24 protein-coding genes are annotated in these 24385 nt (G+C 47.7%); 14 read left to right on the top strand and 10 right to left on the bottom strand.

Going from position 1 to position 24385, the window contains the following annotated elements:
• Window positions 1-25 precede the first annotated feature (25 nt).
• The 7 genes from OIU26_RS16885 (at window position 26) to OIU26_RS16855 (ending at window position 7828) form a co-directional block, all read left to right on the top strand.
• The gene (locus OIU26_RS16885) at window positions 26-1018 is read left to right on the top strand and encodes an ABC transporter ATP-binding protein (protein ID WP_040102991.1); all 993 of its coding nucleotides are present in this window, start codon (window positions 26-28) and stop codon (window positions 1016-1018) included.
• On the top strand, window positions 990-1814 hold the full coding sequence (locus OIU26_RS16880; protein WP_264217469.1) for an ABC-2 family transporter protein: 825 nt from the start codon (window positions 990-992) through the stop codon (window positions 1812-1814). The genes OIU26_RS16885 and OIU26_RS16880 overlap by 29 nt, the downstream gene beginning before the upstream one ends.
• A gap of 1 nt (window position 1815) precedes the next feature.
• The gene (locus OIU26_RS16875; protein ID WP_013372781.1) at window positions 1816-2628 is read left to right on the top strand and encodes an ABC transporter permease; all 813 of its coding nucleotides are present in this window, start codon (window positions 1816-1818) and stop codon (window positions 2626-2628) included.
• A gap of 49 nt (window positions 2629-2677) precedes the next feature.
• The gene (locus OIU26_RS16870) at window positions 2678-4210 is read left to right on the top strand and encodes a hypothetical protein (RefSeq protein ID WP_165081675.1); all 1533 of its coding nucleotides are present in this window, start codon (window positions 2678-2680) and stop codon (window positions 4208-4210) included.
• Between the two features lie 17 nt (window positions 4211-4227).
• Window positions 4228-5379 carry a UDP-glucuronosyltransferase gene (locus OIU26_RS16865; protein ID WP_165081677.1) on the top strand — a complete coding sequence of 384 codons (1152 nt, stop codon included), beginning with the start codon at window positions 4228-4230 and terminating at the stop codon, window positions 5377-5379.
• Entirely contained in the window at window positions 5376-6467 is a 1092-nt protein-coding gene (locus tag OIU26_RS16860; protein WP_264217468.1) for a Gfo/Idh/MocA family protein, read from the top strand. Before OIU26_RS16865 ends, OIU26_RS16860 begins: the two co-directional genes overlap by 4 nt.
• Before the next feature lie 83 nt (window positions 6468-6550).
• Window positions 6551-7828, top strand: coding sequence for a type III PLP-dependent enzyme (locus tag OIU26_RS16855; RefSeq protein ID WP_264217467.1), 1278 nt, complete (start codon window positions 6551-6553; stop codon window positions 7826-7828).
• Window positions 7829-7916: 88 nt separating this feature from the next.
• On the opposite strand, the gene OIU26_RS16850 is transcribed toward OIU26_RS16855, so the two are convergent.
• Genes OIU26_RS16850 through efeO form a run of 3 tightly spaced genes read right to left on the bottom strand, consistent with a single transcriptional unit; the run spans window position 7917 to window position 12018 of the window.
• Window positions 7917-9746, bottom strand: coding sequence for an FTR1 family iron permease (locus OIU26_RS16850; protein ID WP_264217466.1), 1830 nt, complete (start codon window positions 9744-9746; stop codon window positions 7917-7919).
• 24 nt (window positions 9747-9770) lie between these two features.
• A complete protein-coding gene (efeB, locus tag OIU26_RS16845) occupies window positions 9771-11135 on the bottom strand; it encodes an iron uptake transporter deferrochelatase/peroxidase subunit (protein WP_264217465.1) in 1365 nt (454 codons plus the stop codon).
• A gap of 4 nt (window positions 11136-11139) precedes the next feature.
• A complete protein-coding gene (efeO, locus tag OIU26_RS16840; protein WP_264217464.1) occupies window positions 11140-12018 on the bottom strand; it encodes an iron uptake system protein EfeO in 879 nt (292 codons plus the stop codon).
• A 307-nt stretch (window positions 12019-12325) separates the two neighbouring features.
• On the opposite strand from efeO, the gene OIU26_RS16835 reads away from it, so the two are divergent.
• From OIU26_RS16835 to OIU26_RS16820, 4 genes are all read left to right on the top strand, one after another.
• Complete coding sequence (locus OIU26_RS16835; protein WP_013372773.1) at window positions 12326-12553, top strand: helix-turn-helix domain-containing protein; 228 nt, start codon at window positions 12326-12328, stop codon at window positions 12551-12553.
• A gap of 419 nt (window positions 12554-12972) precedes the next feature.
• Window positions 12973-13455, top strand: coding sequence for a hypothetical protein (locus OIU26_RS16830; RefSeq protein ID WP_165081689.1), 483 nt, complete (start codon window positions 12973-12975; stop codon window positions 13453-13455).
• A gap of 165 nt (window positions 13456-13620) precedes the next feature.
• Window positions 13621-14112, top strand: a complete 492-nt coding sequence (locus tag OIU26_RS16825) for a hypothetical protein (RefSeq protein WP_013372771.1) — start codon at window positions 13621-13623, stop codon at window positions 14110-14112.
• An 80-nt stretch (window positions 14113-14192) separates the two neighbouring features.
• Window positions 14193-14627 (top strand): hypothetical protein, encoded by a 435-nt coding sequence (locus tag OIU26_RS16820; protein ID WP_264217463.1) that lies wholly within the window; start codon window positions 14193-14195, stop codon window positions 14625-14627.
• 71 nt (window positions 14628-14698) lie between these two features.
• Here the strand turns inward: OIU26_RS16820 and OIU26_RS16815 are convergent, their stop codons facing one another.
• The 5 genes from OIU26_RS16815 to OIU26_RS16795 form a co-directional block, all read right to left on the bottom strand.
• On the bottom strand, window positions 14699-15169 hold the full coding sequence (locus OIU26_RS16815) for an rRNA (guanine-N1)-methyltransferase (RefSeq protein ID WP_264217462.1): 471 nt from the start codon (window positions 15167-15169) through the stop codon (window positions 14699-14701).
• A gap of 75 nt (window positions 15170-15244) precedes the next feature.
• Window positions 15245-15562 (bottom strand): putative RNA methyltransferase, encoded by a 318-nt coding sequence (locus OIU26_RS16810; RefSeq protein ID WP_436449163.1) that lies wholly within the window; start codon window positions 15560-15562, stop codon window positions 15245-15247.
• 244 nt (window positions 15563-15806) lie between these two features.
• On the bottom strand, window positions 15807-17162 hold the full coding sequence (locus OIU26_RS16805) for a dipeptidase (RefSeq protein ID WP_025678779.1): 1356 nt from the start codon (window positions 17160-17162) through the stop codon (window positions 15807-15809).
• Window positions 17163-17350: 188 nt separating this feature from the next.
• Window positions 17351-17527, bottom strand: a complete 177-nt coding sequence (locus tag OIU26_RS16800; protein WP_090738398.1) for a YjfB family protein — start codon at window positions 17525-17527, stop codon at window positions 17351-17353.
• A gap of 57 nt (window positions 17528-17584) precedes the next feature.
• Window positions 17585-19564, bottom strand: a complete 1980-nt coding sequence (locus OIU26_RS16795; RefSeq protein WP_264217461.1) for a methyl-accepting chemotaxis protein — start codon at window positions 19562-19564, stop codon at window positions 17585-17587.
• A gap of 164 nt (window positions 19565-19728) precedes the next feature.
• Between OIU26_RS16795 and OIU26_RS16790 the strand changes: the two genes are divergently transcribed.
• Window positions 19729-20145: a hypothetical protein gene (locus OIU26_RS16790; protein ID WP_264217460.1), complete on the top strand. Its 417-nt coding sequence runs from the start codon at window positions 19729-19731 to the stop codon at window positions 20143-20145.
• A gap of 221 nt (window positions 20146-20366) precedes the next feature.
• On the opposite strand, the gene OIU26_RS16785 is transcribed toward OIU26_RS16790, so the two are convergent.
• Together OIU26_RS16785 and OIU26_RS16780 are read right to left on the bottom strand one after the other, a co-directional pair.
• A complete protein-coding gene (locus OIU26_RS16785) occupies window positions 20367-21494 on the bottom strand; it encodes an SGNH/GDSL hydrolase family protein (RefSeq protein ID WP_264217459.1) in 1128 nt (375 codons plus the stop codon).
• A gap of 253 nt (window positions 21495-21747) precedes the next feature.
• On the bottom strand, window positions 21748-22461 hold the full coding sequence (locus OIU26_RS16780; RefSeq protein ID WP_264217458.1) for a GT-D fold domain-containing glycosyltransferase: 714 nt from the start codon (window positions 22459-22461) through the stop codon (window positions 21748-21750).
• A gap of 215 nt (window positions 22462-22676) precedes the next feature.
• On the opposite strand from OIU26_RS16780, the gene OIU26_RS16775 reads away from it, so the two are divergent.
• Complete coding sequence (locus OIU26_RS16775) at window positions 22677-23384, top strand: glycosyltransferase (RefSeq protein ID WP_025678774.1); 708 nt, start codon at window positions 22677-22679, stop codon at window positions 23382-23384.
• A 19-nt stretch (window positions 23385-23403) separates the two neighbouring features.
• On the top strand, window positions 23404-24384 hold the full coding sequence (locus tag OIU26_RS16770; protein ID WP_264217457.1) for a polysaccharide biosynthesis protein: 981 nt from the start codon (window positions 23404-23406) through the stop codon (window positions 24382-24384).
• Window position 24385: the final 1 nt, after the last annotated feature.

Genomic DNA, 24385 nt, shown 5'->3' with positions numbered 1-24385 from the left:
ACAGAGGAAAGAGGAGGGGAATTCATTGCCGTCCATTACATTAAACCAATTGTCGAAAACGTTTACGTACTACAAAAAGGAGCCGGGCGTGCGCAAATCGCTACAAAATTTGTTTAAGCGTGAACAGCTGACCAAGAAGGCTGTACAGGATGTTAGCTTTAGCATTGAGGAAGGAGAAATTGTCGGATTTCTTGGTCCCAACGGGGCGGGCAAAACAACAACGCTCAAAATGCTGTCCGGCATTCTCCATCCCACGGACGGGGAGGCATCGGTACTCGGCTTTACTCCCTGGAAGCGACAAAAAGAGTTTAAACGTCAGTTTTCCATCGTGATGGGACAGAAAAACCAGCTTTGGTGGGATTTGCCCGCAAGCGAGTCGTTCGAGCTGAACAAGCTTATCTACGAAATCGATGATAATCGTTATAAAGAGGCGCTGGATGAACTGGTCACTTTGCTTGGGGTGGAGGAGCAGCTTCATGTGCAGGTTCGGCGGCTATCGCTCGGCGAGCGTATGAAAATGGAACTGATCGCCGCGCTGCTGCATCGTCCACGGGTCATTTTACTGGATGAGCCGACCATCGGACTGGACCTTGTTTCTCAGCGGCGAATTCGAGAGTTTTTCAAAGCCTATAACCGCACCCACCGGACGACCATTTTGCTGACAAGCCACTACATGAAGGACATTGAGGATCTATGCACTAGGTCCATCATTATCAGTGGGGGCAGACTGGTGTATGACGGAGACTTACACAAGGTGAATGAGGTCATCGGTGCCCGTAAATTACTTAAGGTTCGACTGGAGAACCCCGTATCCAACCTAACATTGGCGAGCCTCGGCAAACTTCGCTCCAACTCGGAGCTGGAGGCGGTATTTGAGCTGGATGCAGAAGATACCTTGGCTTGGTCCAAAAAGATTTTGGACGCACTGCCTGTCGTTGATTTTACGATTGAGGACGTCCCGCTGGAAGAGGGGATAGCCAATTTGTACGATGGGGGCAGGCTGGCTGATGCGAAATAACAAATATGTGAAGGTACTCCAGCTTGGCATGCAAAACGAAATGGAGTATCGGGCTAATTATTGGCTGCAAATGGCGGGATTTATGCTGCCGATCATGACGCAAATTTTTCTCTGGCTAGCTGTATTTGGTTCTTCGGGACAAGCAAGAGTGGTGGACTATTCTCTGCCGGAAATGCTGGTGTATGTGGTCATGGCAGGAGTAACTGGAAAATTGATTGCGACGGGCTTTGAATATGAAATTGCTACAGATATCAAGGAAGGTGGACTGGCAAAATTCATGGTACAGCCTGTGCATTATTTTGCTTACCGTTTTTGCCGGTTTATTGGAGGCAAAGTCATACAGTCCGCAGTTGTGCTGCTGGCGGCTGCTATTTTGCTGTTATGTCTTAGCCTGGAAGGACAAATCAGCTTCGAGCTATCGTACATCCTGCTTTACATATTGGCGTTGCCGGGAGCACTTGTGCTTAATTTTGTGGTCTATTATGCGCTGAGCGGCATAGCCTTTTGGGTGACGGAATCGGCGGGACTTTTTTATACGCTGTCGCTGGTCATTTATGTAGCTAGCGGTACCGTGTTTCCGCTGACGATTTTTGGAGATGCTTTGGCCCGTCTGTTCAGTCTGCTACCTTTCAGCTACACCGTATTTTTTCCGGTGAATGCGTTGACGGGCAAGCTGACTGTGCTGGAAGCCGCTAAAGGCATTGGCGTGCAATGGCTCTGGATTGTAGTGCTGGCGGCCGTATCACGCTGGGTGTGGCAAGCCGGGGTCAAACGCTTTGTCTCGGTGGGGGGTTAACATGAAAAATGTTTTCCAAAACATTAGGCGCTACATTAGACTGTACTGGAAATTTGTCCAGTTTTCCGTCATGTCGCAAATGGAATATCGCACTAATTTTATAAGTGCATGTCTGGTTGAAACAGCTTATTTGTTTATCAAGCTGCTGTACGCATCGCTTCCATACCGCGCTGGGACAGACATTAACGGCTGGTCTCCTGACGCCATGTTGTTATATATCGGCGTGTTTACGATGATGAGCGGCTTTTATAGTGGATTGTTCTACAGTAATTTTACAAGCCTGCCTGACAAAATTCGTACCGGCTCACTGGACGTGCTCATGACCAAACCCGTATCGCTGCAATTTATGGTGACACTGCGTCAATTTGAGCTGGGCTATACCTTGCCGAATGTAATTGGCGGCGGAATTATGACGGGGGTCGGCTGGCATCGACTCGGATTGCCATTTAATTTGGAAACCGTAGGAGGGTTCTCCGTGCTGCTCGGATGCGGAGTGCTTACGGCATACTCCGTGTTTTTGCTGCCCCAATTGCTGGCCTTCTGGATTATTCGCACGAACGGTGTTACAGAGCTATCCAACAGCATTTTCGAGACAAATTATGTGCCAATGGCCGTGTACAGTAACCTGATTCAGCGTATTGGCTTGTTTGTGCTCCCGGTGTTTGTCATCTGTAATTTTCCGCCCATGTTCATTCTCGGCAAAATGGAACCCGGTTTGATGCTATGGGCATTTCTCGCACCTCTCTGGCTGCTGGCGATTATTCGCTTGATATGGCAGTTTGCTCTACGTGATTATACGAGCGCGAGCCAGTAGCGCTACCGTGTAGTAGGTTCATAATGAAGCAGGAAAGGAAGCGAATCATATGAATGCGATACCGAACCAGCGTCATTTATATATGGGAACATTTGAAGCGGAGGCTTACTGGCGAGATACCGAGCTAGCTTCCCTGCCCGCCCTGCCTGACCGGGCTTCTTCTGCCATTGTAGCGGCTATGGATGAATTGCTATTTAGCTTTTGTCAGCCGGGAGACGCCTTGTTGACACGTTTTGCCATTTCGCCCGTACATCGTCAGTATATTGCGCAGCTGGGCTTTCATCCGGCTGTAAACGAACGGGATTTGACCGACGGAATGGAACAGGCGGGCAATGTGTCGGCCGCTTCCGTTTTCGAGCTGCTGAGTAGTCGCAAGAGTGATACTGGAGAAGGTTTTCCTCAACTGGAAGGCTGTGTGCTTAGCCCGTTTGCGGGGTTGCCGCATGTGGAAGAGGCCGCGCGTGCTTGGGGAATTACATTGCATCAGCCGCCGCTGGAAACGATTCGCAAGGTAAATGCCAAAACCTATTCCTCTGAGCTGAAACGCAGTCTTGGTCTGCGCAACCCTGGTCATATTGTGACTTCGTTTGCGGATGTCGCTGAAGCAGGGCGTAAACTGCTGCGGGATGGAAGCTTTTTAATCAAGGATGATTTTGGCGTATCGGGCAAAGGCAATCTGCACATCACTTCGACACAAATGCTGGACCGGGTCGTATCGTATTTGCGTGGACAGGAGCGCAAAGGCAAACGGGTACTGTTCTTGCTGGAGCCTTTTCTGGAGAAAGAGCAGGATTTTTCATGCCAATTTACGATTGGCGATGATGGGCGTGTCGACATCGTATCTGTGCAATGGCTGGCTAATACTCAATTCGCCTATCGGGAATCCCTATCGCCGGACAGGGCTTTTATGGAGCGTCTGGAGCGTGACGGCTATTTTAGCTTAATGCAGGATGTGGGACAGCAATTGTATCGGGATGGATATTACGGCGATGTATGCATAGACTCCATGACACTTCGTGGTGGAAAGCTGGAGCCCATTATCGAAATTAATGCTAGAAAGTCGATGAGTTTGATTAAGCATCAGCTTGATACCTATCTGGCTGGGAAAAATATGCGTGGCACGTTGACGAATTATTCGCTTTCCCATGATGGCAGTCTATCTTATGAAGAACTGCTGTTAGGGCTAGAAGGCGAGGGATTGCTGTTTACAGGTGAACGTGAGGAAGGTGTCATGCCTCTGGGAGCCAATACGTTATATGTAAACACAGGTGGACGTGACGGTGAGAACAGGATTGTAGGCCATACCCCTGTGCCAAGCAGAAATGCAACCGGGTGCGGAGGCAGATCATCTGCCAAGCAGGTTCGTATAAGTGGGATTGGAGCCGGCGATGGCGGATCAGAAGGGAACGGCATGGGTCAGCCTGACTTGAGTGGTACAAAAGAAGCTGATGGAAATGAACGGGCACGAGGCAAAGGCCGGCTTTATTTGGAACTGGTTGCTGCGAATGATGAGGAAAAAATGCGATTGACTACAAAGCTGGAGCGTTTTTTGGCAGAGCGACATTTTACAGTGCTGAATTAAACGGGAGGCGTATAAGCATGCGTAAGAGTACGGAGAAGCTTTTGAAGGTAACGATTTTGTGTTCCGGTTTCGGATTGGGCTTTTATACCCCTGGCTTGCTGCTGCAAGCGGGTCTTCGCAGGCTGGGCATGGATACGGCGATCCATGTATTTGAAAATGTACTGCCGGAATCGGCCCGACTCAAGGTCGACAAAAGCCGGAAAGCTTACCATGACAATTTTGCAGTGGCCTTAATGTCGCAGAAGGTTCCGCAGGATATGCGTAATTCACTGGACCCTGCAGCGATGGAAGTACTGCTGAACCAATGGATAGAAGAGGATCGGCAGTATTTTATATGCTTATCCGGTCATTGGATGTATGTACTGGAGGAGTATCGCAAGCGCAGAGAGTCGGAGTCGGTGCATGCGGACATTGTGTATATGGATTCGACACCTTCTCCTTCCTGGAAAAATCTAGCCAAGCATAACCCGCATTTTGCTGATGGCTGTGAAGAAACGACCCTGTTTGAAAATGATAAAAATAGAGTCAATCACTATATTGACATCCCGGCAGTGGAGCATATCCCTTTTGAAGCACGGCAAGCCCGTTTATTCGTACATGGCGGCGGTTGGGGGATGGGCACCTACCGTGAGAAGGTTGGACGGTTAGAAGAAGCGGGCTGGGAACTGGATCTGTTGTTGTATGATCAGGATCAACCAGATGAAGAGCGGGACAGTATACGCTATTTTCGGATGGACCCGCAGTGGAGAACATGGCAGCGAAATGAAGCCGGGGAGCATACATTTCCACCTTTCGGAGAGGTGAAAATAGGTGATGAAACGGTGTATCAGATCGGACCGGATTACCATTGCATGCTGGACCGAGCATGTCATGCCCAGGCCATTGTCAGCAAGCCCGGTGGCGGCAGCCTGACCGATTCGTTCGCTACAGCTACTCCGCTGATTATGCTGGAGCCGTTTGGTGTACATGAGAAGCATAATGCGGATCTATGGGAACGTCTGGGGTTAGGTATGCGCTACGAGACATGGATAGAAACCTATGGCGGCAGTGCCCAGATCCTGGAGGAAATGCATCGGAGAATCGTAGAGCTGCGCAGTCGGACGCCACGTTATATAGAATCCTATGTGAAGAGCATTCAAGTGCCATCAGGAATGGAGCAGGGATCATGAACGCTGCCGCGGCTGCGCAAGAACCTGCGATGCAAGATATTCGCTTCGGGATCATTGGTTGTTCTGCCATTGCCCCTCGTGCGTTGCTGGAACCGATCCGACATGTTGCAGGAGCACGCGTGACCGCGCTTGCGAATCGTACGGTTGCCAAGGCCCAAGAAATGGCAGAGCGTTATGAAGTCAATGTCGTTTATGGTCATGCTGAGGATATGCTTAAAGACCCGGACATCGACGCTGTATATATTGCGCTCAGCAACGATTTACATGCTGAGTGGATTGGCAGAGCCTTACAAGCTCACAAGCACGTGCTGGTGGAAAAACCGTTATGCCTGAATACAGCTGATCTGGCTCCCTTGGCGGCTATCGTCGAACAGAGCAACGCTTATCTGCTGGAGGGAGTCATGGTGCAGCATCACCCTTGGCAGCGTGAACTGCGAAGAATCATAGAATCAGGTCGTTATGGTCGCTTATGCTCCATAGAAACGAGTCTATGCATTCCGGCAAAAGAAGGGCATGCGGACAATTACCGATCCCGTCCGGAGCAGGGTGGGGGATGCTTTTGGGATTTGGGTGTGTACTGGCTCCAGTTTCTTCAGGCCGTTGTTGGATTGGAGCAGGCGGAATTCCACAGTCAATCGGATTTCGCTGGCCCTCATGGTTGTGACTGGACATTTCATGCGCAAGCCCGTTACCCGAGCGGACTAGAGGCATCTGCCCTCTTCTCATTTGAGCGTCCTTATCGCTGTGCTCATGTACTGACCTTTGATTCGGCAGTAGTCACCTTAAAGGATTGCTTTCGAGCGAATTTGGGTTTCTATAAAATGACACTCAAGACGGAAATAATAAAGAAGGATATCGCGGTGAATATATCGGATGTGGAAGTACGGTCTGCGTTATCACAGTCATCCTTGCCTACTAAAACAGTTTTTGAGCCTATGAACTATTATGTCAATCAGTTGGATGCCTTCTGCAGCATCATCCGGGGTGAAACGGAGCCTATTCCATTTCATGAGGCTGCTGAACGCGTCAGACTGCTGGCAGCTATTCATAAAGCAGCGCGCTCAGGCGAGGCGATCTATGCAGTATAAGTATGGTCGTGGTTTTCAATCGGTGAGATTCGAATAATACAAAATACGGAATATCCAAGCAAAGAGAGGAGGGGATTCAGCAGATGGATCAAAAGGACGAAGTTTTACTGGAGCGATTCGGCGAGCATCCGACACCCTTTTATTATTATGATGGAGACGCGCTGCATGCTCACGTCAGCTCGTTGCTGGCCCGGCTGCACCCGGCCGTGCGTGTACATTACGCGCTCAAGGCTAATGGTAACGTAGCCTTGGCTGGGTTGCTGCGCTCGTTAGGTTGCGGTGTCGAGATTGCTTCGGCTGGAGAAATGTTCGTCGCCATGGAGGCCGGGTATGCTGCGGAGGACGTACTGTACGCTGGACCGGGGAAAACAATAGCTGAGCTGCGTGAGGCGATAACCTGTGGGATCGGCTGCATTCATGTAGAATCGGTGAGAGAGCTGCGCCTACTGGAGGACATTGCCGCCCAAACGGGCGTGTTTGTCAGGGCTGCGGTTCGAATCAATCCCGATAATGACCTGTCGGGAGCAACGATTAAAATGGGCGGTGTTCCGCGCCCTTTTGGAGTCGATGAAGGGCAGCTGGATCACTTTTTTAAGGTGCTGGAAGATTGCCCGCACGTATATTTTCAAGGCATTCAAGTATATACAGGTACGCAAATGCTGAAAGCGGATCAGATTTTAGCTTCATTTGCGAATACCTTGCAGTTGGCAGAACGGGTGCAGGCTCAGTATAGTGTGGCGATGCATACGATCAATTTGGGCGGCGGGTTTGGTGTACCTTATTTTGCCCATGAGCAGCCGCTTGATATGGATCACGTCATTGATGGACTTAATGCACTCGCGGAGCAGACCCGATCCCGCATGCCGGGGGTTAGGCTGATCATCGAAAGCGGTAGGTATCTGGTCGCTCAATCAGGCATGTATGTCTGCCGGGCGTTGTATACCAAGGAATCCAAGGGAGAGAAGTTTGTCGTAGCTGATGGCGGCATGAACCACTACGTCGCAGCTACCTTTCGGGGACGCCGTTTAAGGGACAATTACCCTGTGCGAATTATGCGCAGACAATCAGCAGAGGTTTCTACGGAGCTGGAGACGGTAAGCATTGTTGGTCCGCTGTGTACACCCGAGGATTGTATAGTGAAAAAAGCGGAGCTGCCCCCGATTCAAGAGGGCGATTATATTGCTTTTCCGAATGCAGGTGCCTATGGATTGAGCTACAGCCCATTATATTTCTTGGGACATGCTACTCCGGCGGAACTGCTCGATTATCGCGGGAAAGTGCATATCATTCGTGAACACGGTGATCGCACGGACCTTCTGCATCATCAGCGCATGATTGCGTTGCCTGAGGATGTAATGTAAGTATGTAAAAACGCCAAAATCATGGGAGTCGATATCAATCGAACTTGTGATTTGGCGTTTTTTACATTTTGAGTATTATAGTATCGATTTAACGTGATTTGGAACTGCGAATTTCCTGACGGACAAGCTGCCATACCATAAAGATCAGCACAAGGGCTTGTGGGATAAATGTTTCCCAGGTTGGATACATTCCCAACCAGCTAATGGATGGAAGCGAGGACGCGGTGTGTCCCGGAAGCTTGCCAGCCACCTGAAGCGAATGAATACTTTCACCCAGAAAACGAAATACGAGATAGTAAATCAGTACAGTGGCGGTCAGGAAAAAGGCGCGAATTGGTAACCGTACACTGAACTTGATGATTGCAAATGCAAGAACGACCAGTATAACCGTTGCCGAGCCAATGCCGATCAGCAATTGCGAGGTTTCGATGGCTGGAGCGATACCGATATAAAAGATAGCTGTCTCGGCCCCTTCACGTAGAATCGCGAGCGCAGAAACCGCAAAGAGCGACCATAGGCTACCCCGTGCCAGTGCATTGCCTACGCTGTTTTCCACAAAGCGGTTCCACGCAGCAGCATTGGATTTGCTATGCAGCCAGTTACCGACAGTTAGCATCAGCACAACAGCTACCAGCCCGGTGACACCTTCCAGCAGCTCACGCATGCTGCCCGATGCAGCAGCTGCCACCAGCGAGGTGAACAGCACCGCCAGTATTCCGCTTAGCACCAGTCCTGTACCAGCTCCTGCCCATATCCAGCGTCCAGCCACGACTTCACCGCTTTTTTTGGCATACGCCAGCAGAGCTGCGAGCACGAGAATGGCCTCCAGGCCCTCGCGCAGCAAAATCAGTGCGGCATCCCATGCAGTATAAGAACGTTCCTCGGTCAACGGACGGAGCTTGTCCAGCATCTGATCAAGAGTCTGCAGGGCTTTATCCGTATTCGGTGGAGAAGACAGCAGATATCCGGAAGTCTCGGTCATTTGATTTTCAATTGCAGTGTAAGACGCCGGATCGGAAATTTGTACATGTCCTTCGACGGAAGGCCATAGAGCGATAAACTGTCCTACCTTGTCTGCGGCCTGCTCTGGCTGATTAGCTACAACATCTTGGCGTGCGGATTCAAGCAGGGTGACTGCATCGCCCAGGGAAGCTGTTGAACCATTCGCCGCTCCGGCAGCGGCATTGCCTGCATCTGCTCCTTGATCTGTGTTCTTAAGTTTGCCCTGACTATAATCAGACAACAGCGTCGTTAACTCCTGCATTTCCTTGAGAGCCTGTGCTTGACGTATGGGCTCTGCTTGCATAGAGATGCGGATGAGGCTGATTTTCGTTTCAAGCGAACTGTATACTGAAAAATGATCCAGACGAATCGGTGTCTCCACCTGATACCAGGCTTTAACGATTCGGTCGTAATCCACCCGCGCAGCAGCCCAATCGCCTTTTTGCATGGCAGTCAGACTGCCCTTCGCCATAGGAAGCAGCTTTTCCGCTGCTTTGGCTCCGGCTGGAGCCGGTTTATTTCCTTCGGCAGCAGTCACGAACTCATTGACCGAGCGCGCTAGCACGGATAACGCAGCTTTTGCTGAATCCCCGCCGCCATGGGAAAGAGCCTCTTCCGCATCGGTCAGAGCTTGATCTACGGCCGCGATATGGGCTGAATCCCCGCCATTTGCTTTGGCGGCTTGCCACAAACCACGGAATTCCTTTAGGTCCTTGGAGGCTTCCGTCCATTGGTCTTGTCCCGCCTCCACCAGTGCTCCGCCGACCACAGGCATTAGCTGATCATTAGAGACAGCTTTAGCATTTGATTGTGCGAAAGCGGCCGACCCGGAGCCGGATATGAAGGGAGTTACTGTCAGCAGCAGAGCTGCTACCAGTACAAACATCCACCCCAAGCTTTTATTGCGCCGATTCATATAAATCCCCTTCCTTGCCTGCTGCTAAAATAACGTATCCCCGATGTATCCGCCTTGCGATACACCTGGGAAGCAGGCGAACACCGCACTGCCTTTGTGAACAATATATTCGTTCAGCTTGTCATTGCGTGCAAGCTTCTCCTGAATGTGAACGAACTGCTTAAACAGATCACGCTGGTAGCTGATGAACAGCAGTCCGGCATCGAGCTGTCCTGTTTGCTTGTCTAATCCGCTTGAATAGGAATAAGACCTCCGCAAAATATTAATACTCCCGTTCCCATGAGCCAATGCCACATGAGAGGTAGGGGGCGTAAGCGGCTTGCCTTCCGGACTTGTAGCCGCCAGATCCAGCTTGTCAAACTCTTTGCTTTTGCCCAGTGGGGCACCGCTGCTGCGATGGCGTCCAAAGGTATCCTCCTGGTCACCTAATGTTGAACGATCCCATACCTCTACCCGCATACGAATACGGCGTACAGCCATATAGCTACCATTGCCCATCCATGCCGGTCCGTCATTGGTCTGTGTCCACACCAACCGGTTCATTTCGTCTGCCTTGGACGTGTCCGGGTTTCCCGTGCCGTCCTTGAAGCCAAGCAAATTGCGCGGGGTGCTTCCTGCAGGATCAGCTTGTGCCGTCCGCTGGAAGCCTTCCTGTGTCCAACGAAGTACCGCTGTTCCTCTGGCGATACGCGCCAAATTACGCAGGGCATGGAAAGCTACCTGCAAGTCATTGGCACATACCTGCACTCCGATATCACCGCCGCACCATTGCTCATCCAGGGCGTCTCCTTGAAAACGAGGCAGCTCACGGAACCCGGCAGGCTTGAGACTTGCCAGGCCGTACCGTCCATCAAAAAAGGATGGACCCACACCAAAGGTGATCGTCGTCCGGGACGGAGACAATCCTGCTGCCTCGCCCGTATCGGAAGGAGGGAGGTTGAGATTTTCATTATCAGTGCCAAGCAGCACACCAGAAGTCATTGTAGCGCTTGCTTCCGTCCAGGCCTTGAAGAGATTTCGCACCTGTTCCTTGTCGCGAGTCGTCAGATCGAAAGCAGCGAAACAGATAAAATCTTGTGCCGGAGTTACAATGCCCGCCTGATGTTTGCCGTAAAAAGGAACCACATCCTTGGTATCTGCCTCCGTCATCATGCTTTCGAGGCGTTGACTGGCTGACAGCACAGCGCCCACGCCACCGCCGCCAAGCAGTAGACCTAATCCACCTACCCCGGCCAGCTTCAATAGATCACGACGTGATACGGATTTACTTTTTCCTGATCGCTCATCATCCGCGGACTGAGCATCCTTTTCTGTCAGATCAGACTCTTCATTACGGGATTCCGCATACTGCGGCTTTTCTTGTCCTTTTTGCCGCTTAAAGCCTTTCATATCATTACACTCCTAACAATTTCCCCATTTGGGACAACGGTTCTGCCAAAGCATCGAGGTTCTGGCTTAGTTTTTTAATTTCTTCCGGTTTCAGTTTGGTATACGATACATAGCCTTCGCCGTCTTTGAAAGGAGCCAGCTCCTGCTGTAAGGCTGTAAAGCGCTCACCAATTTGTTTTTCCAACGCCGCGTCTTTTTGGTTCAGATCTGTTTTCAAAATGTCATAAATCTTTTGAGCACCTTCTACATTGGCCGCAAAGTCGTACAAGTCTGTATGAGAATAACGCTCCTCTTCACCCGTTACCTTTGAGGTAGATACTTCATTCAGCAACTCGACTGCACCTGTTACCATTAAGCTGGCATCAATGTTAACTGTTTCTACTTTGGCACGCAGCAGCTTGGCATCACTCAGCAGGCGGTCGGAAAACTCGTCCAACCCTTTGGTGGTGTTTTCTTCCCATAATGTTTTCTCAATACGGTGAAAGCCGCGCCAATCCGCTGCCTCCACATCACCGTCACGAGCGTCAATATTCGGATCCAGATCGCCTAGTGCTTCCGCAATCGGTTCAATTCGTTCATAGTACATACGTGCTGGAGCATACAAAGCCTTGGCTTTGTCCAGCTCGCCAGCTTTGACTGCGTTCGTGAATTCTTCTGTCTTTTTCACAAACGTATCGCACTGCTCAGTTGCATAGGTACGATAAGCCGCAACCGCTTGATCAAAATTGGGAGCAGTCGCCGCAGGAGTCGTGGTCTGTGTTGTTGCTCCTGTATCTTTGGGTGTTGCAGCGGGTTGCTGATCCGCAGTTCCGGCTTGTCCGCAACCTGTAAACAGAATAGAAGAGACCAGCACTCCGGCCGGCACGGCATAACGTAGTTTCATAATTAATGAACACCCTTTCTGGCCAAACTGGCCCTGAACCATAGTCTATAGCGCGATCTCTATATCGAATTATCATTTTTTGATAATGATTATCAGTCGCATTTTTTCTTATCATAAGGCTGCCCTATATGCCTGTCAATACATATTTTAGACACAAAGTTCAACTCATCATTAAAGCTGCAAGTAAGGTGCCTATGCCCATTTTTATCCGCACATTGAACCATACCTGAGCACATGACATAAAATGTGTTGACTGTATCCCTTAACCTTGTTACACCACACAAAACCCGAGCAAGGAGGGGTGAAATTGACGAAGGGTAACGACCAGAAAAACAAGTTTTTGTTAACTCACCGTGAACGTGAAGTATTTGAACTGCTCGTGCAGGACAAAACGACGCGTGACATCGCCGGACAACTATTTATTAGTGAGAAGACGGTGCGTAACCATATTTCCAACGTAATGCAGAAACTGAACGTAAAAGGTCGTTCACAGGCGGTCGTAGAATTAATCAGGCTTGGCGAATTAAAAATCTGACCTCTCGTTCCTTGCGGGGTACAAAGTCTTCTCAATGATCCTTCAACAATGAAGGATGGTCGGGAAGGCTTTTGTTTTGTGATAAATCAGCTGACACAATATATCTAAACTAGCAAAGGTGAATATATAACGAAAAAAACGATTAAACCGCTGAAATATATGGGAATTTGTGTGTAAGTGGTGTACTATATAGATAAGGAAGAAAATACCATGTGTTTGCCAATAAATTATATGAATAATTGAGATGGAAAGCTGTATCACAAAGTTATGTTTAGATAGAAATGCATCTAGTGATAGTCTAAGAATATAAATTCCTACAAAAGCAGTACTCAGCATGGCGACAGGATGGAAGATGAATCAGGTTTTTGCCTAGAGCCTACCTGTGGTATATTCTTGATCGGAGGTGAACAATAAGACACATGACACCCAACCAACACTTGATGACTTATACGCTGAACAGCGGTATAAAGGGAACTGTCGACCTGACCAGTAAACAGGTGCAGGAATGGATTAAAGCATATCGAATTGGCAGTAAATTTGTAACGGTTGTGGGCAAACAATATTTTGGTTTAAACCCTGAGTTGGTAGCAGATTTCAAGGTACATAATGAATACTCGGAGCAGAGAGAGCACATATCCATGATACAGCCTATAATGGAACACAAAGCTGTAGATCTGGACCCACTGGTAGAAGCGTATAGTCAGTATAAAACATTAATTCAGGTAGAATGTAAATGTGGTGCTTCCTATATAGAAGAATCACCTCATAAGAGAACCAAGTGGTCATGCAAGGAATGCAACAATATTGTGTTCCTGGATCGTAAAAAGGGCATGGTGGATACGAATATAGGCAAGGCCTGGTACATGACCAACAAATACTATGTAGAAAGACAAAGCAACTGACGGATTGTCAGTTGCTTTTCTAACAGACTTGCACGCATCTTTGGTGCATTTCACGATATATTAAATCCATACCTGGAAATGCTACTATATCTTTTGCCAAATAATAAAATTGATGTTTTGTACGCTTTGTAGTACATTATCAAGTGTATTATAAGGAGGCTTCTCATGTACGGACATAGACAAGATGATACTTTATACATCATGACTTACACATTAAATAGTGGTATCAAGGGCACGGTGCCTTTGTCTAATCAACAGATACAGGAATGGCTTGAGTGTTACAGAATCGGCAAGAAATTTGTAACCGAGATTGGCAAAGAGTACTTTGGACTGCATGCGGAACTGGTGGCTGACTTTAAAGTGCACAATCAGTATTCAAGCTATCAGGAGGTCATTATCCCGATTCAACAGCCGGATACTGGCTTAAGAGAGCTATCTCAAGCTTACAAATCAACAGAAACCTTAATTAAAGTAGATTGCAAATGTGGTACATCGTATGTAACAGAATCCCCCTTTAAGCGGACCAAGTGGTACTGTACCAAATGCCGGGAGATTGTTTTTCTCGATAATAAAAAGGGAATGGTTGATACTTCCAGAGGCAAGGCTCATTATATGACCAATAAGTATTTTGTGGAACGGGAAACAACTGGCGTATAAGCCGGTTGTTTTTTTGTTCAAAGCCGATTGCGCTATAGTGAACAAGGGGAAAGATAAACCTTAAAATAAACGATAGTCAGGTGGTGAATATCATCCGGGAACATCATACGAATGGTGTAAGAAATCGCGTGAGCACGAACCATGTGTACATAAACGAAAAGCTTCATTTGGAACAAATCATAAGTGACCTGCGCGTGATGGGCTATGTGGCTTTTCATCATCATCCACATATTGTAGGTGAGCCTCTTGAGCTGGAGAAGTTAAAAAAGCAATTACTGTCATTTTTTCAAGAGCATCATGTATTGTGGCTTGAGCTTGATCCGCTAACGCAATATGTGGTGGTCAATAACTTGGGAAAGGCCACGGTGCTGAAACTCATGGGTCGGAAAATAAACCCGCTACGTGATCAGAGAGCGAACGCTGCTTTGGCCGGACAGCCGCTGCATGAGTTGGATCGGGAGATAGAACGGTTAAATCGGCTGGTTCACCTGTTGCGCTACACTCGTTTTTCTTAAGCGACAGCATTAACGAAAAAAAGCATTCACGAAGCATATATAATCACATGCCGTGAATGCTTTTTAGTATGTTATTTTTTACCGCATAAGATGAGCAAATCTACTGTTACATACGGTAAATCTATTGCCTGCATTCGCTGCCAGTCTGCTTTCGTAGCTCTCCACGATAAGGGAGTCATATGGAGCAAAGGCTCCACGAGGTCGGCATTTAGCATAAAGCGATAGGTTACTCGTTCGGCGGATAGAAGATTAAATTGATCTTTAAATCGGCTTACTATATTGTCATTTGAATAAGCTGGCTTTTTCTGTTCATACAAGCATCTCAATTCCTCAAGATAATATTGTTCGGGAATGACCTTTAGGATGCAGCCGTCCTCCGATAGAATCCTTTTAAATTCAGCATAATTAGAAGGGGACAGAATATTGAGTATACTGTCAAATTGTTGATTTGCAAATGGGCAATGAGCCAGATCAGCAACACACCAGAGAGCATGGGGATATGCTTTGGCTGCGGCCACAATACCTTCTTTAGACAAATCCATACCTACGCTTGTAAGCTCGGTGATTCCCTTCCCGGTAAGCTTGTCCTGAATGTGGGTTGAATGGGAGCCTTCCCCTCAACCTGCATCGAGCAAGTACAGATGTGATTTTTGATCGAACAGTGGCTTCATCAACTTCATCATCGTGCAGCTTATGGCTTTATTTAAAGGATCGAAAAATCCGTTATTGCACATTATTCTTCTGGAGTTAAATAGTTGTTTATCATACTTGGTTTTATGGGATCGGGCGGATAAATGTAAATACCCGTGTTTTGAAAGATCATAGCAATGCTGATTCGTACATAGGAGGCTTTTGCCTTCCACCATACACATGGGTTGAGAGCATACAGGACAACTAAAAAGATGTTGATGCTTCCCGATCAGGCTGGCCTTCATCTCGTGTTTATTCCATTTGGACATAGAAAAGCACCTCGTTCATTCGTATTGGGTGAATGAAAAAAGGCACAGCCAAATAAACCCAACCCATCCTCGAAAAAAATGGTTGAGTTATCATGAACTGTACCTCACATTACCGTAAACGAATGAACTGAATAATCATATTGTGCAGCGCTCCTCTAAAAAAATAGAAAGGGCTTTCGCCCTCTCTATTGTAACTTAGCTATTAGAAGTTGTCATATGCTTACACAGATTTCAAAAACTCCACAATCGTCAGCATACCCTTATCGAAATTCTCCAAATTAAAATGCTCGTTTGGTGCATGCAGGTTTTCATCCGGCAAGCCGAAGCCCATCAATACAACTGGAGCACTCAGTACACGGGAGAAGGTTTCCACGATCGGAATGGAGCCTCCATCCTTGGTAAATAGGGCACGTACACCGTATACCTTCTCAAAGGCATCCGCTGCTGCTTGTAAAAACGCATGTGACGGGTCGATGTTAAAGGCGTTCGCTTTCTCACCTTGTTGAATATCCAGGGTAGCTCCTGCCTGAACGTGGGCGCGTAAATGGCGCTCGATTTTGTCCAGAATATCTTGTGGATTCTGGTTAGCTACCAGGCGACAGGTGATCTTAGCATGAGCTTCCTTCGGAATGACGGTTTTTGTACCTTCACCCTGGAAGCCGCCATATACGCCGTTCAGCTCCAGTGTAGGACGAGCCCCAACACGCTCGACGAAGCTGAATCCTTCTTCGCCATAGAGGGAATCAAGTGCAAGATCTTGTTGCAGTTTGCTCTCATTGAAGCCTTGCTTCACGAATTCTTCTTTCATGTCTGCCGATAATGGAGCAACATCGTCGTAGAATCCTTCGACGCTAACGCGGCCTTTATCGTCATGCAGGGTTGCCAGCAGGGACACCAGAGCATGCAGGGCATTCGGCACTCCGCCACCGAAGGAGCCGGAATGCAGATCCGTGTTCGCCGTGTGAATGGCGACTTCCAGTGAGCACAGTCCACGCAAACCTGTGCAAATCGCAGGCTTCCCTTTTTCGATTAGAGAGGTGTCAGACACCAGTACAGCGTCGGCTGCCAGACGTTCAGCGCCGGTGTGCAAAAACTCAAGCAGGTTCGGACTGGACACTTCCTCCTCGCCTTCAATGCAGAATTTGATGTTCAGCGGCAATTTGCCTTCCTGCTTCAAAATGGCCTCAACCGCCTTAATGTGCAAGAAAACTTGCCCCTTATCGTCTGTCGCTCCGCGCGCATACAATTTTCCATCGCGAATAGATGGCTCAAACGGTGGCGTTTCCCACAGGTGAAGCGGGTCTACAGGTTGTACATCATAGTGTCCATACACGAGGATGGTTGGCTTGCCAGGTGCATGCAAATGGTCGGCGTACACCAGCGGGTGGCCTTTGGTCGGAATAATTTCAACGTTTTCCAAGCCTGCAGCAGTCAGTTTGGCTGCTAGCCATTCGGCTGCTTGGTTAATGTCTTTTTTGTGCTCCGATAATGCGGAGATACTGGGAATGGATAGCCATTCCTGTAGTTCGCCCAGTTGTTGTTCTCTGGCTTTTTCAAAATATTCAGTATAACTCATAAACTATGTATCCTCCTTTTAAATGTAAATTGTGTTTATATTGCGCTATCCTCCGAACCGAGGTCGTGGACGATATGTCTAGTTTACTACGTTTTATGCTGAACGAAAAATAGGGAGATAAAAAAACGATTCTGCCCGGGTCTGTACAGACCTGAGTAGAATCGTCTTTCATCATGAATAGGATGTACTTATGCCCGGATGTCCAGTTGACCCCCAAGATGTGGTTGTACGCTTTTTTCCATCATCTGTACCAAAGCTTGTCCTTGTTCACTACCCTGATCCTTAGCCATACCCAATACCTTCACACTTACGGCTTGAGCCAAGCTGGCCTGACTCATACCTGTGGATAATGCTGCGATATCCATGTCCCATCCTCCTTCATTTTGATAATTCGCTTTCTCTGTATTTATCGGTAGGAATGGTTATTTTGTTTCATCCAATTGGAATTGTGTCAGCAAATCTTGAAGCTGCTCTGCCAGACGGGTCAAATCTGCGGCAGACGAGCCGATCTCTTCCATGGAGGCGAGCTGTTCCTCGGCGGCTGCGGACACAGTCTCTGTATGAGAGGCTGCTTCTTCAGCGATGCGTGTAATTTCCTCCATGCTGCTAACGACTGCATTCGTTCCATTAGCAACTCCGGCGGTAGAAGCGGCCACGTTATCGAGCTGCTTCGCTGATTTGGCTACCGCTCTACGGATGCGCGAGAAGGAACGACCGGATAGATCAATGGAATTGATGCCTTCAGTTACACGTTCCTTGGCAGATTCCATAGCGATTAGAGCTTCAGATACACCGCTCTGTATCCCTTGAATTTGTTCACGAATTTGCTGTGCGGAATAAGCTGAGTTTTCAGCCAGCTTGCGAACCTCTGTTGCTACGACAGCAAAACCTTTGCCGTGCTCTCCTGCGCGTGCTGCTTCAATAGAAGCGTTCAGTGCGAGCAGATTAGTCTGGCTAGCAATTTCCGTAATGACGGTGACAATCGTTCCGATTCGTCCGGACCGGTCACTCAAAGCGCTGATAATCGTATCGAGCTCTTCTACGGTAGTGCGAATACCATCGATGGAGATGACACTATTGCCGATATGCTCACTGCCTGCATCCGATGCCTGAATAGCTTGTGCGGAATAAGTGGTCATTTCTGCCATGGTGTCGGTCATAGCTGTAATGTCAGCAGACATGCCGCTAACTCGTTCCTGATTATCTTTAGCACTGTCCACCTGACGTTCGCTGCCGGCAGCGACATCCTGAATGGCTATGGTCACATGCTCGATGGCACGGGTCGTTTGTTCTGCACCTGCGGCAAGCTCTTGCGAGGATGCTGACAAATTGCCTGTCATTGCCTGAATTTCTCTAATGATGTTACGCAGATTATCCACCATTTTCTGGAAGTATCTTGATAGTTCACCAATTTCATCTGTGCTGTTCGTAGCCACGTTAATCGATAGATTACCTTGGCTGATGGCATCCATAGAGTTACGCAATCTATGGATAGGTTTAAGGATGCTGCTGATTAGCCACATTGCGAGCACACCAATGATGATGGCTGCAATGACCAACACTACGATTGTCGTGAGAAGAATCGGTTGGGCGGAGGCACGGGTTTCTGATTTGTCCATCGTTCCGGCAATTTTCCAGCCTGTCAGCTCATTGGTTTTGAAGATCAGATGTTTAGCTACGCCAGCATCATTGTGATCGAAGCTGCCTTCCTTGGAGGCAAACAATTCAGGCGTTTTTTCTCCCATTTCGGTACTCCCACTGACTTCTGTCGGGTGGGTAACGATACGTTTGGTACTATCAAATATCACAATATATCCATTTTGTCCGATTCTTAGCTTTGTGATTTCTTTTAAATTATTCAAATTCAGAGAAAGACCGAGAACACCGCTGTTGTCGGGAAGTGTACGTGAAATGTACACAACGGGGACCTTGGCCGTATTGAGCCCGACAGGGCTGATTACGGTTTGACCGGGTTTCTCCATGGCCTGTTTATACCACGGACGCTCTCGAGGATCGTTTGTGGAGCCTACGGCTTTGCCAATGATAAGTTTACCTTCGGGAGTTCCTACAAACATATCAACAACTTCTGCATGCATTTTCAAATACACTTGTAATCTTTTTAGAATGGCATCATCTGCCTCAGCGCTGTCATCACTAGCCGTCAACGTTGTAGAGTAATATTCCAGATCGGCGAGTTTGGCTTGAATCGTTTGAGTAACTGCACGATCAGATGCGGTAACGCTAGATGTCGCACTGTCCTGTAATTGGCGATCAGTCTGGTTATATGCTGCCTGATAAGAGAAAGAGCCCACAATAATACTAGGAACAAGCATGACCAGCAGGAATGCTGCTGTCAATTTCTTGCGTAGTGTTAAAGTTTTCAGTCGTTTCAGTTGTTTCATCAAACCCCTGCTTTCTATCTATATATTCATTTCAAAAGCTTACACCATATGTATTTACTATCGGTTTTTTCGAGCTGAATTGATAGATTTATTGCTAATTTGTCCAATACGTCTAAGAAATTGCTTGCATAGCATGGAGTATCTTGCAATTGGAGGGATAAGGTATGGGTTTTTTTCTAGATATGAGAAGCTCCACCAATTCATCAAAAACAGGGGGGGGTCCCGATATTCAATTGGGTCCTGTACCAGAGCGATTCGGTATGATTACGCTGCGAACCTTTCTTGTGCCGAATCCGATTGTGTCTTTTAGTGGTTCGATTGGTCTGATCGGTGAGCTTGGTGATACGTATGCGGTTGAAATCGTGCGTGGAGCCGACTATGATCCGAGCGAGGTAGTCTACCGCGCCGAGGGGGTGCTGGGCGTGACAGGATCAAATGAAACGCAAGCTTTTAATGCACAGGATTTGTCCGTTCCTTGGGCAATACAAACGGTATATTCTTCTTATATTTCGGGTGTATCGACCACTGTTCGTAATGGTCCTGAGGTATTCACGGGCATCGCTTCAACTCCGTTTTTGTAAAATATATCAGACAAGTATTCCCTGGTTCAGGTTTGCTACCTATTCATGGTTTTCCTGGATTAGGCGGCTGCGCTTCAAGCCTACCAGCCACAGCCTGAGGCAGATATTTGCCGCAGGCTGTGGCTATGATCTTTAACCACAACACTCAGAACACAAATGATCTGATTGTTGTGATTTCTCTCGAAGTGTATTCTATAAAGTTTGATTGTGTTTCCCGGCTTTTAATTCTTTAAAATTTCTTGCAAATACCCAGCCAACTCTTCTGCTGCTTTAGTATGGGCGGAAAGTCCGGGATGGCTGCGAGACCCTATCGTTTCTTCTGTCGTGTTAGGCAGTTGGAATACCGACACCTTCCGATCCTTCGTTCTTTTCTTGTACGCGTCTACCGCCCGGTAGATCGCTGGCATCATTGGAGTACCAAGCATTCCATAAGCCCACACAATATGGGCAGTAGGATTGCAGCTCCGAAGCTTGACAAGGAAATATTCGGTAGCGTTTTCAAAAGCTTGTAAATCTTCTTCATTGAACGTGCCATCCTCATTCAAACGTTGCTTATACACTTTCCCACTTACCGGGTCTGTCCATGCTGGAGAATAAAAGGCCCCACCGTCATTAGTCGCCAAATTCACTACGACCACGTCCGGCTGCCAAGAGGTAAAATCATGATCGGCAAAGGCCCCTAATGCTTCATTTCTCTCGCCGGTGAGTACACCACATATCTGCTCATAATATGCCGGTATATTCCCATGTGGATTGTTATCCCAGCTTGTTAGCACACCCCATCCGCTTTGTGAGAACACTCGGTAATCCGCATTCAGTGCCTCGGCTGTTATGGCTGTATAATTGCGTAGGGCCGTGAACAGCATAGGAACCCAGTCTGTCTCTTCCTTTGCTCCAATTGTTCCTTCTCCTGAAGTAATGCTGTCACCGATAAATTCTATCTTAAGAGGTTTATCCGGGACCGGCAGCAATTCTCCGTCAACCTTCAGGGCATGAATTTGCAACAAGCAGCGTGAGTCCGAACTCATAGGCTGGACATCCTTGACGATACGAACATTTTTGATCGTGTCAGAGTTCGAACCTCTCAAAAGACAGATCCAATGCCGACCAGCGGTCACCATCAGGCGACTCATCGGGACACCATTGACGACAATACTGATCCAAGACTCATAGATCTGATAATCGGCTTCGATTTCAATCCATAGCTCTGAGCCTTTCATATTCAATTCAATGCCGCTGCCTGTCCAAAATAGAGTGAGAGGTGTAAGTGTTGGCGTAGTTCGGCCATGAACCTTTACTTGCTTTGCTTTTGCAAGTGGATATGTCTTCAATCTCTTGTTATGCGACATACTCAACATCCTCCTCATGATTTCGAATGAATGCTAGTTTCTGTAATATTGTAAAAGAAGTGACAGGGAATCTCAAATTCTATTGTAAGAAGTCAGGGTTTAAGGCTTTATATGAATGATTTTGAGCAAATACGAACTTTATGGCAGCAATGGATAGCAAAAAGCACCAGCAGGTTTCATTTTACTGATGCTTTTTTGATATTCAGAGCACAGTTACCGAATTTGATTTTTTTTCAGATATTACTTTCATTATTTAATTAGCTTTGCCGAACATGACGATATTAATCGCCTTGCCGAAGTCTATACCTACTTTGCTAGTTAATTCTGCTGTTTTTTGCGCCAATACCACTGCATTGACACCACAAGAGAACAGCGCAATATCAAAGTCATCTTTGTGTGCTGCGATCCACCCGAGTGTTTCCGGCATCTGTTCATATTGATGAAATGCGATCGTGTGCGCGATATGCAGCCCATACGGATCGGCTTCAAGAACAGGCTTTACTTCAGCAGCTGTCCGGGTCACCAGTAGAATGCGTCGATTTCTCAGGATGTTCCAGAAAGCGGGTGTCTCCGCCAAATATCGATTCAGGCAGGCATGGCAAGTCAGCGCGGGAGAAAGATCATAGTGAGCAAAGACCTGATCGGTCAGCTCCCGCTTCATATAGGATGGTGCTTTAATAGATTCGTCATCATAAGGCAAAATGCCAGCTATGCTGGCTTTGCTCACTGCCTCTGCCACTGCGTCTCGTAGTTCCGTATTCGGCAGAAATAGTCCCTTTTGGCCGAGATTGGCTTTGATTGCCCAGCGTTCCTGTAACACCTTTTCCATCGGCCAGACGGTGTCTTGAGCCAATACCAAATTTTCGCCATCTCCAATACGTATGAGTGAGAAGGGCTGGTGCTGATCGAGTGCTAGCTTCAAACGTTTCAATACCTCGTCAATCTCCAGATATTTTGGATATGTCATATCTTGTTTCCTCCCTGTCAGTCCTGCTTGTTCGACTTTTCAAATAGAGCCAAAAACTTCGTATTCTATCATATGTCGAAAGTAAAAAGGTTTTTGTATGAACGGCTATTCTTTTTCGATTCTACCTATTTTTGCAAGAGTTGTTGCATCTGTACGTGCCGTTTCAGGAGCGTCTTCATAACTTGAGAGAAGACGGATGAAAGGGAGGAAGTTCAATGAATCGCAAGATTGTGATTGAAATTAACTTTAATAACTATGGGATGAATCCCAACCGCCTGACACGTGAGTGGATTAGCGAGCGATTGGATATATTCAGAACCTTTACACTGCGGAGTCTGCTCAATCAGACGAATGCGGATTTTTTATCTGTCGTCAAGTTGGCGGGTGGATGCAGCGACATTGTGGAAGAGGAACTGGCCCAACGTGAAACTATTCCCGAGCACATCCGTTTTGGTACGAGCATTGAAAGTAAACGTCGTATCAATGCGTATATCGAAGGCGCGGACGAACTGCTTATTGCTAGAATTGATTCCGACGATTTGTACCACCAGTCATTTGTACAGCAGTTGCATGATTACAAGTTTCAACCGGATACAGTTGCACTGGTAAATCAAATGGGGTACTTATGGGATGCGGTTGAGGGACAGATGGCACCGGTGTTTCACCGCTCGCCTTCCTTTTATGTGTTTCGCTATCAAGTAGAGGAATTTCTGAATGATTACCGTGTCGTTATTCCTGGGAAAGGCACACACGGATATGTAACGGAGCTGCCACATGAGGTGATTCCACTTCGCAACTATGTGAATGTCATTCATGCCGCCAATACTTCGGTGAAAAAGGTGCCGGCAAAGGATCGACTCTCAGAAAATGAAATGAACGCGGTGCTGGCTGAATTTTTGGGCACAGGCATTGCCAATTCGTAACGGTCAGGAGGAGATTATATTGTTCAAAGGAAAAAAACTGCTGGTGACCGGAGGAACAGGGTCTTGGGGGCAACGCCTAACGGCTGAATTGCTGAAGGAGGGACCGACGGAAATTCGTATTTTCTCACGCGGCGAATTTGCACAGATTGCCATGCAGCGGCAATTTCAGTCTGATCCCCGGCTGAATTTCATGATTGGAGATATTCGGGACCTTCAGGCATTGCAGGAGGGTTGTCACGGGGTAGATTATGTGTTCCATTTGGCGGCATTAAAGCATGTCCCTGTGTGTGAGAAACAGCCGGAAGAGGCTTTCAAGACGAACGTACATGGTACGGAAAATGTGATTCGGGCCAGCATAGAGCAGGGAGTCGCCAAGGTCATTGATGTTTCTACAGACAAGGCGGTGGACCCGGTGAATGTATATGGGATGACGAAGGCGATTGGCGAAAGAATGATGATCCGCGCCAACGCCTTAAGTGAGCGTACTCGCTTTGTGTGTATTCGCGGCGGCAATGTGCTAGGGACAAGTGGAAGTGTCGTGCCCCTGTTCAAACGCCAGATCGCGGAAGGTCAGGATTTAACGCTGACGAGCCCAGATATGACACGTTTCTTCCTCACGCTCGGAGAGGCAATTGGCTTGCTGCTAAAGGCTTCTGTTACGGCGATTGGTGGAGAGACGCTAGTCATGAAAATGAAGGGTTGCAATATTGCGGATTTGGCAGAGGTGATGAAAGAACAGGCGGGACAGCCTAAGTTAAAAGTGAAAGAAATTGGTATACGTGGTGGGGAAAAGCTGCATGAGGTGCTGATTTCGCCCTATGAGGTGCCGCACACGTATCGCTATGATGATCGTTATTTTGTTATTCTTCCCCAGCAAGCAGACAAGCGTTTGTTGAGTCAATATGGTGGATTGGAGCGGGTAAGCTTCGAACAATATCGTTCGGACGATGAGTTAATGGATCGCGCTGGAATTGCTGAGTTACTGCAAGGTATGGAGTAAC

The organism is Paenibacillus sp. BT-177 (genome assembly GCF_025846815.2).
Lineage (GTDB): Bacteria > Bacillota > Bacilli > Paenibacillales > Paenibacillaceae > Paenibacillus > Paenibacillus polymyxa_C.
Note: the sequence above shows the minus strand (reverse complement) of the source record. Positions and strands in the feature narration are given on the sequence as shown.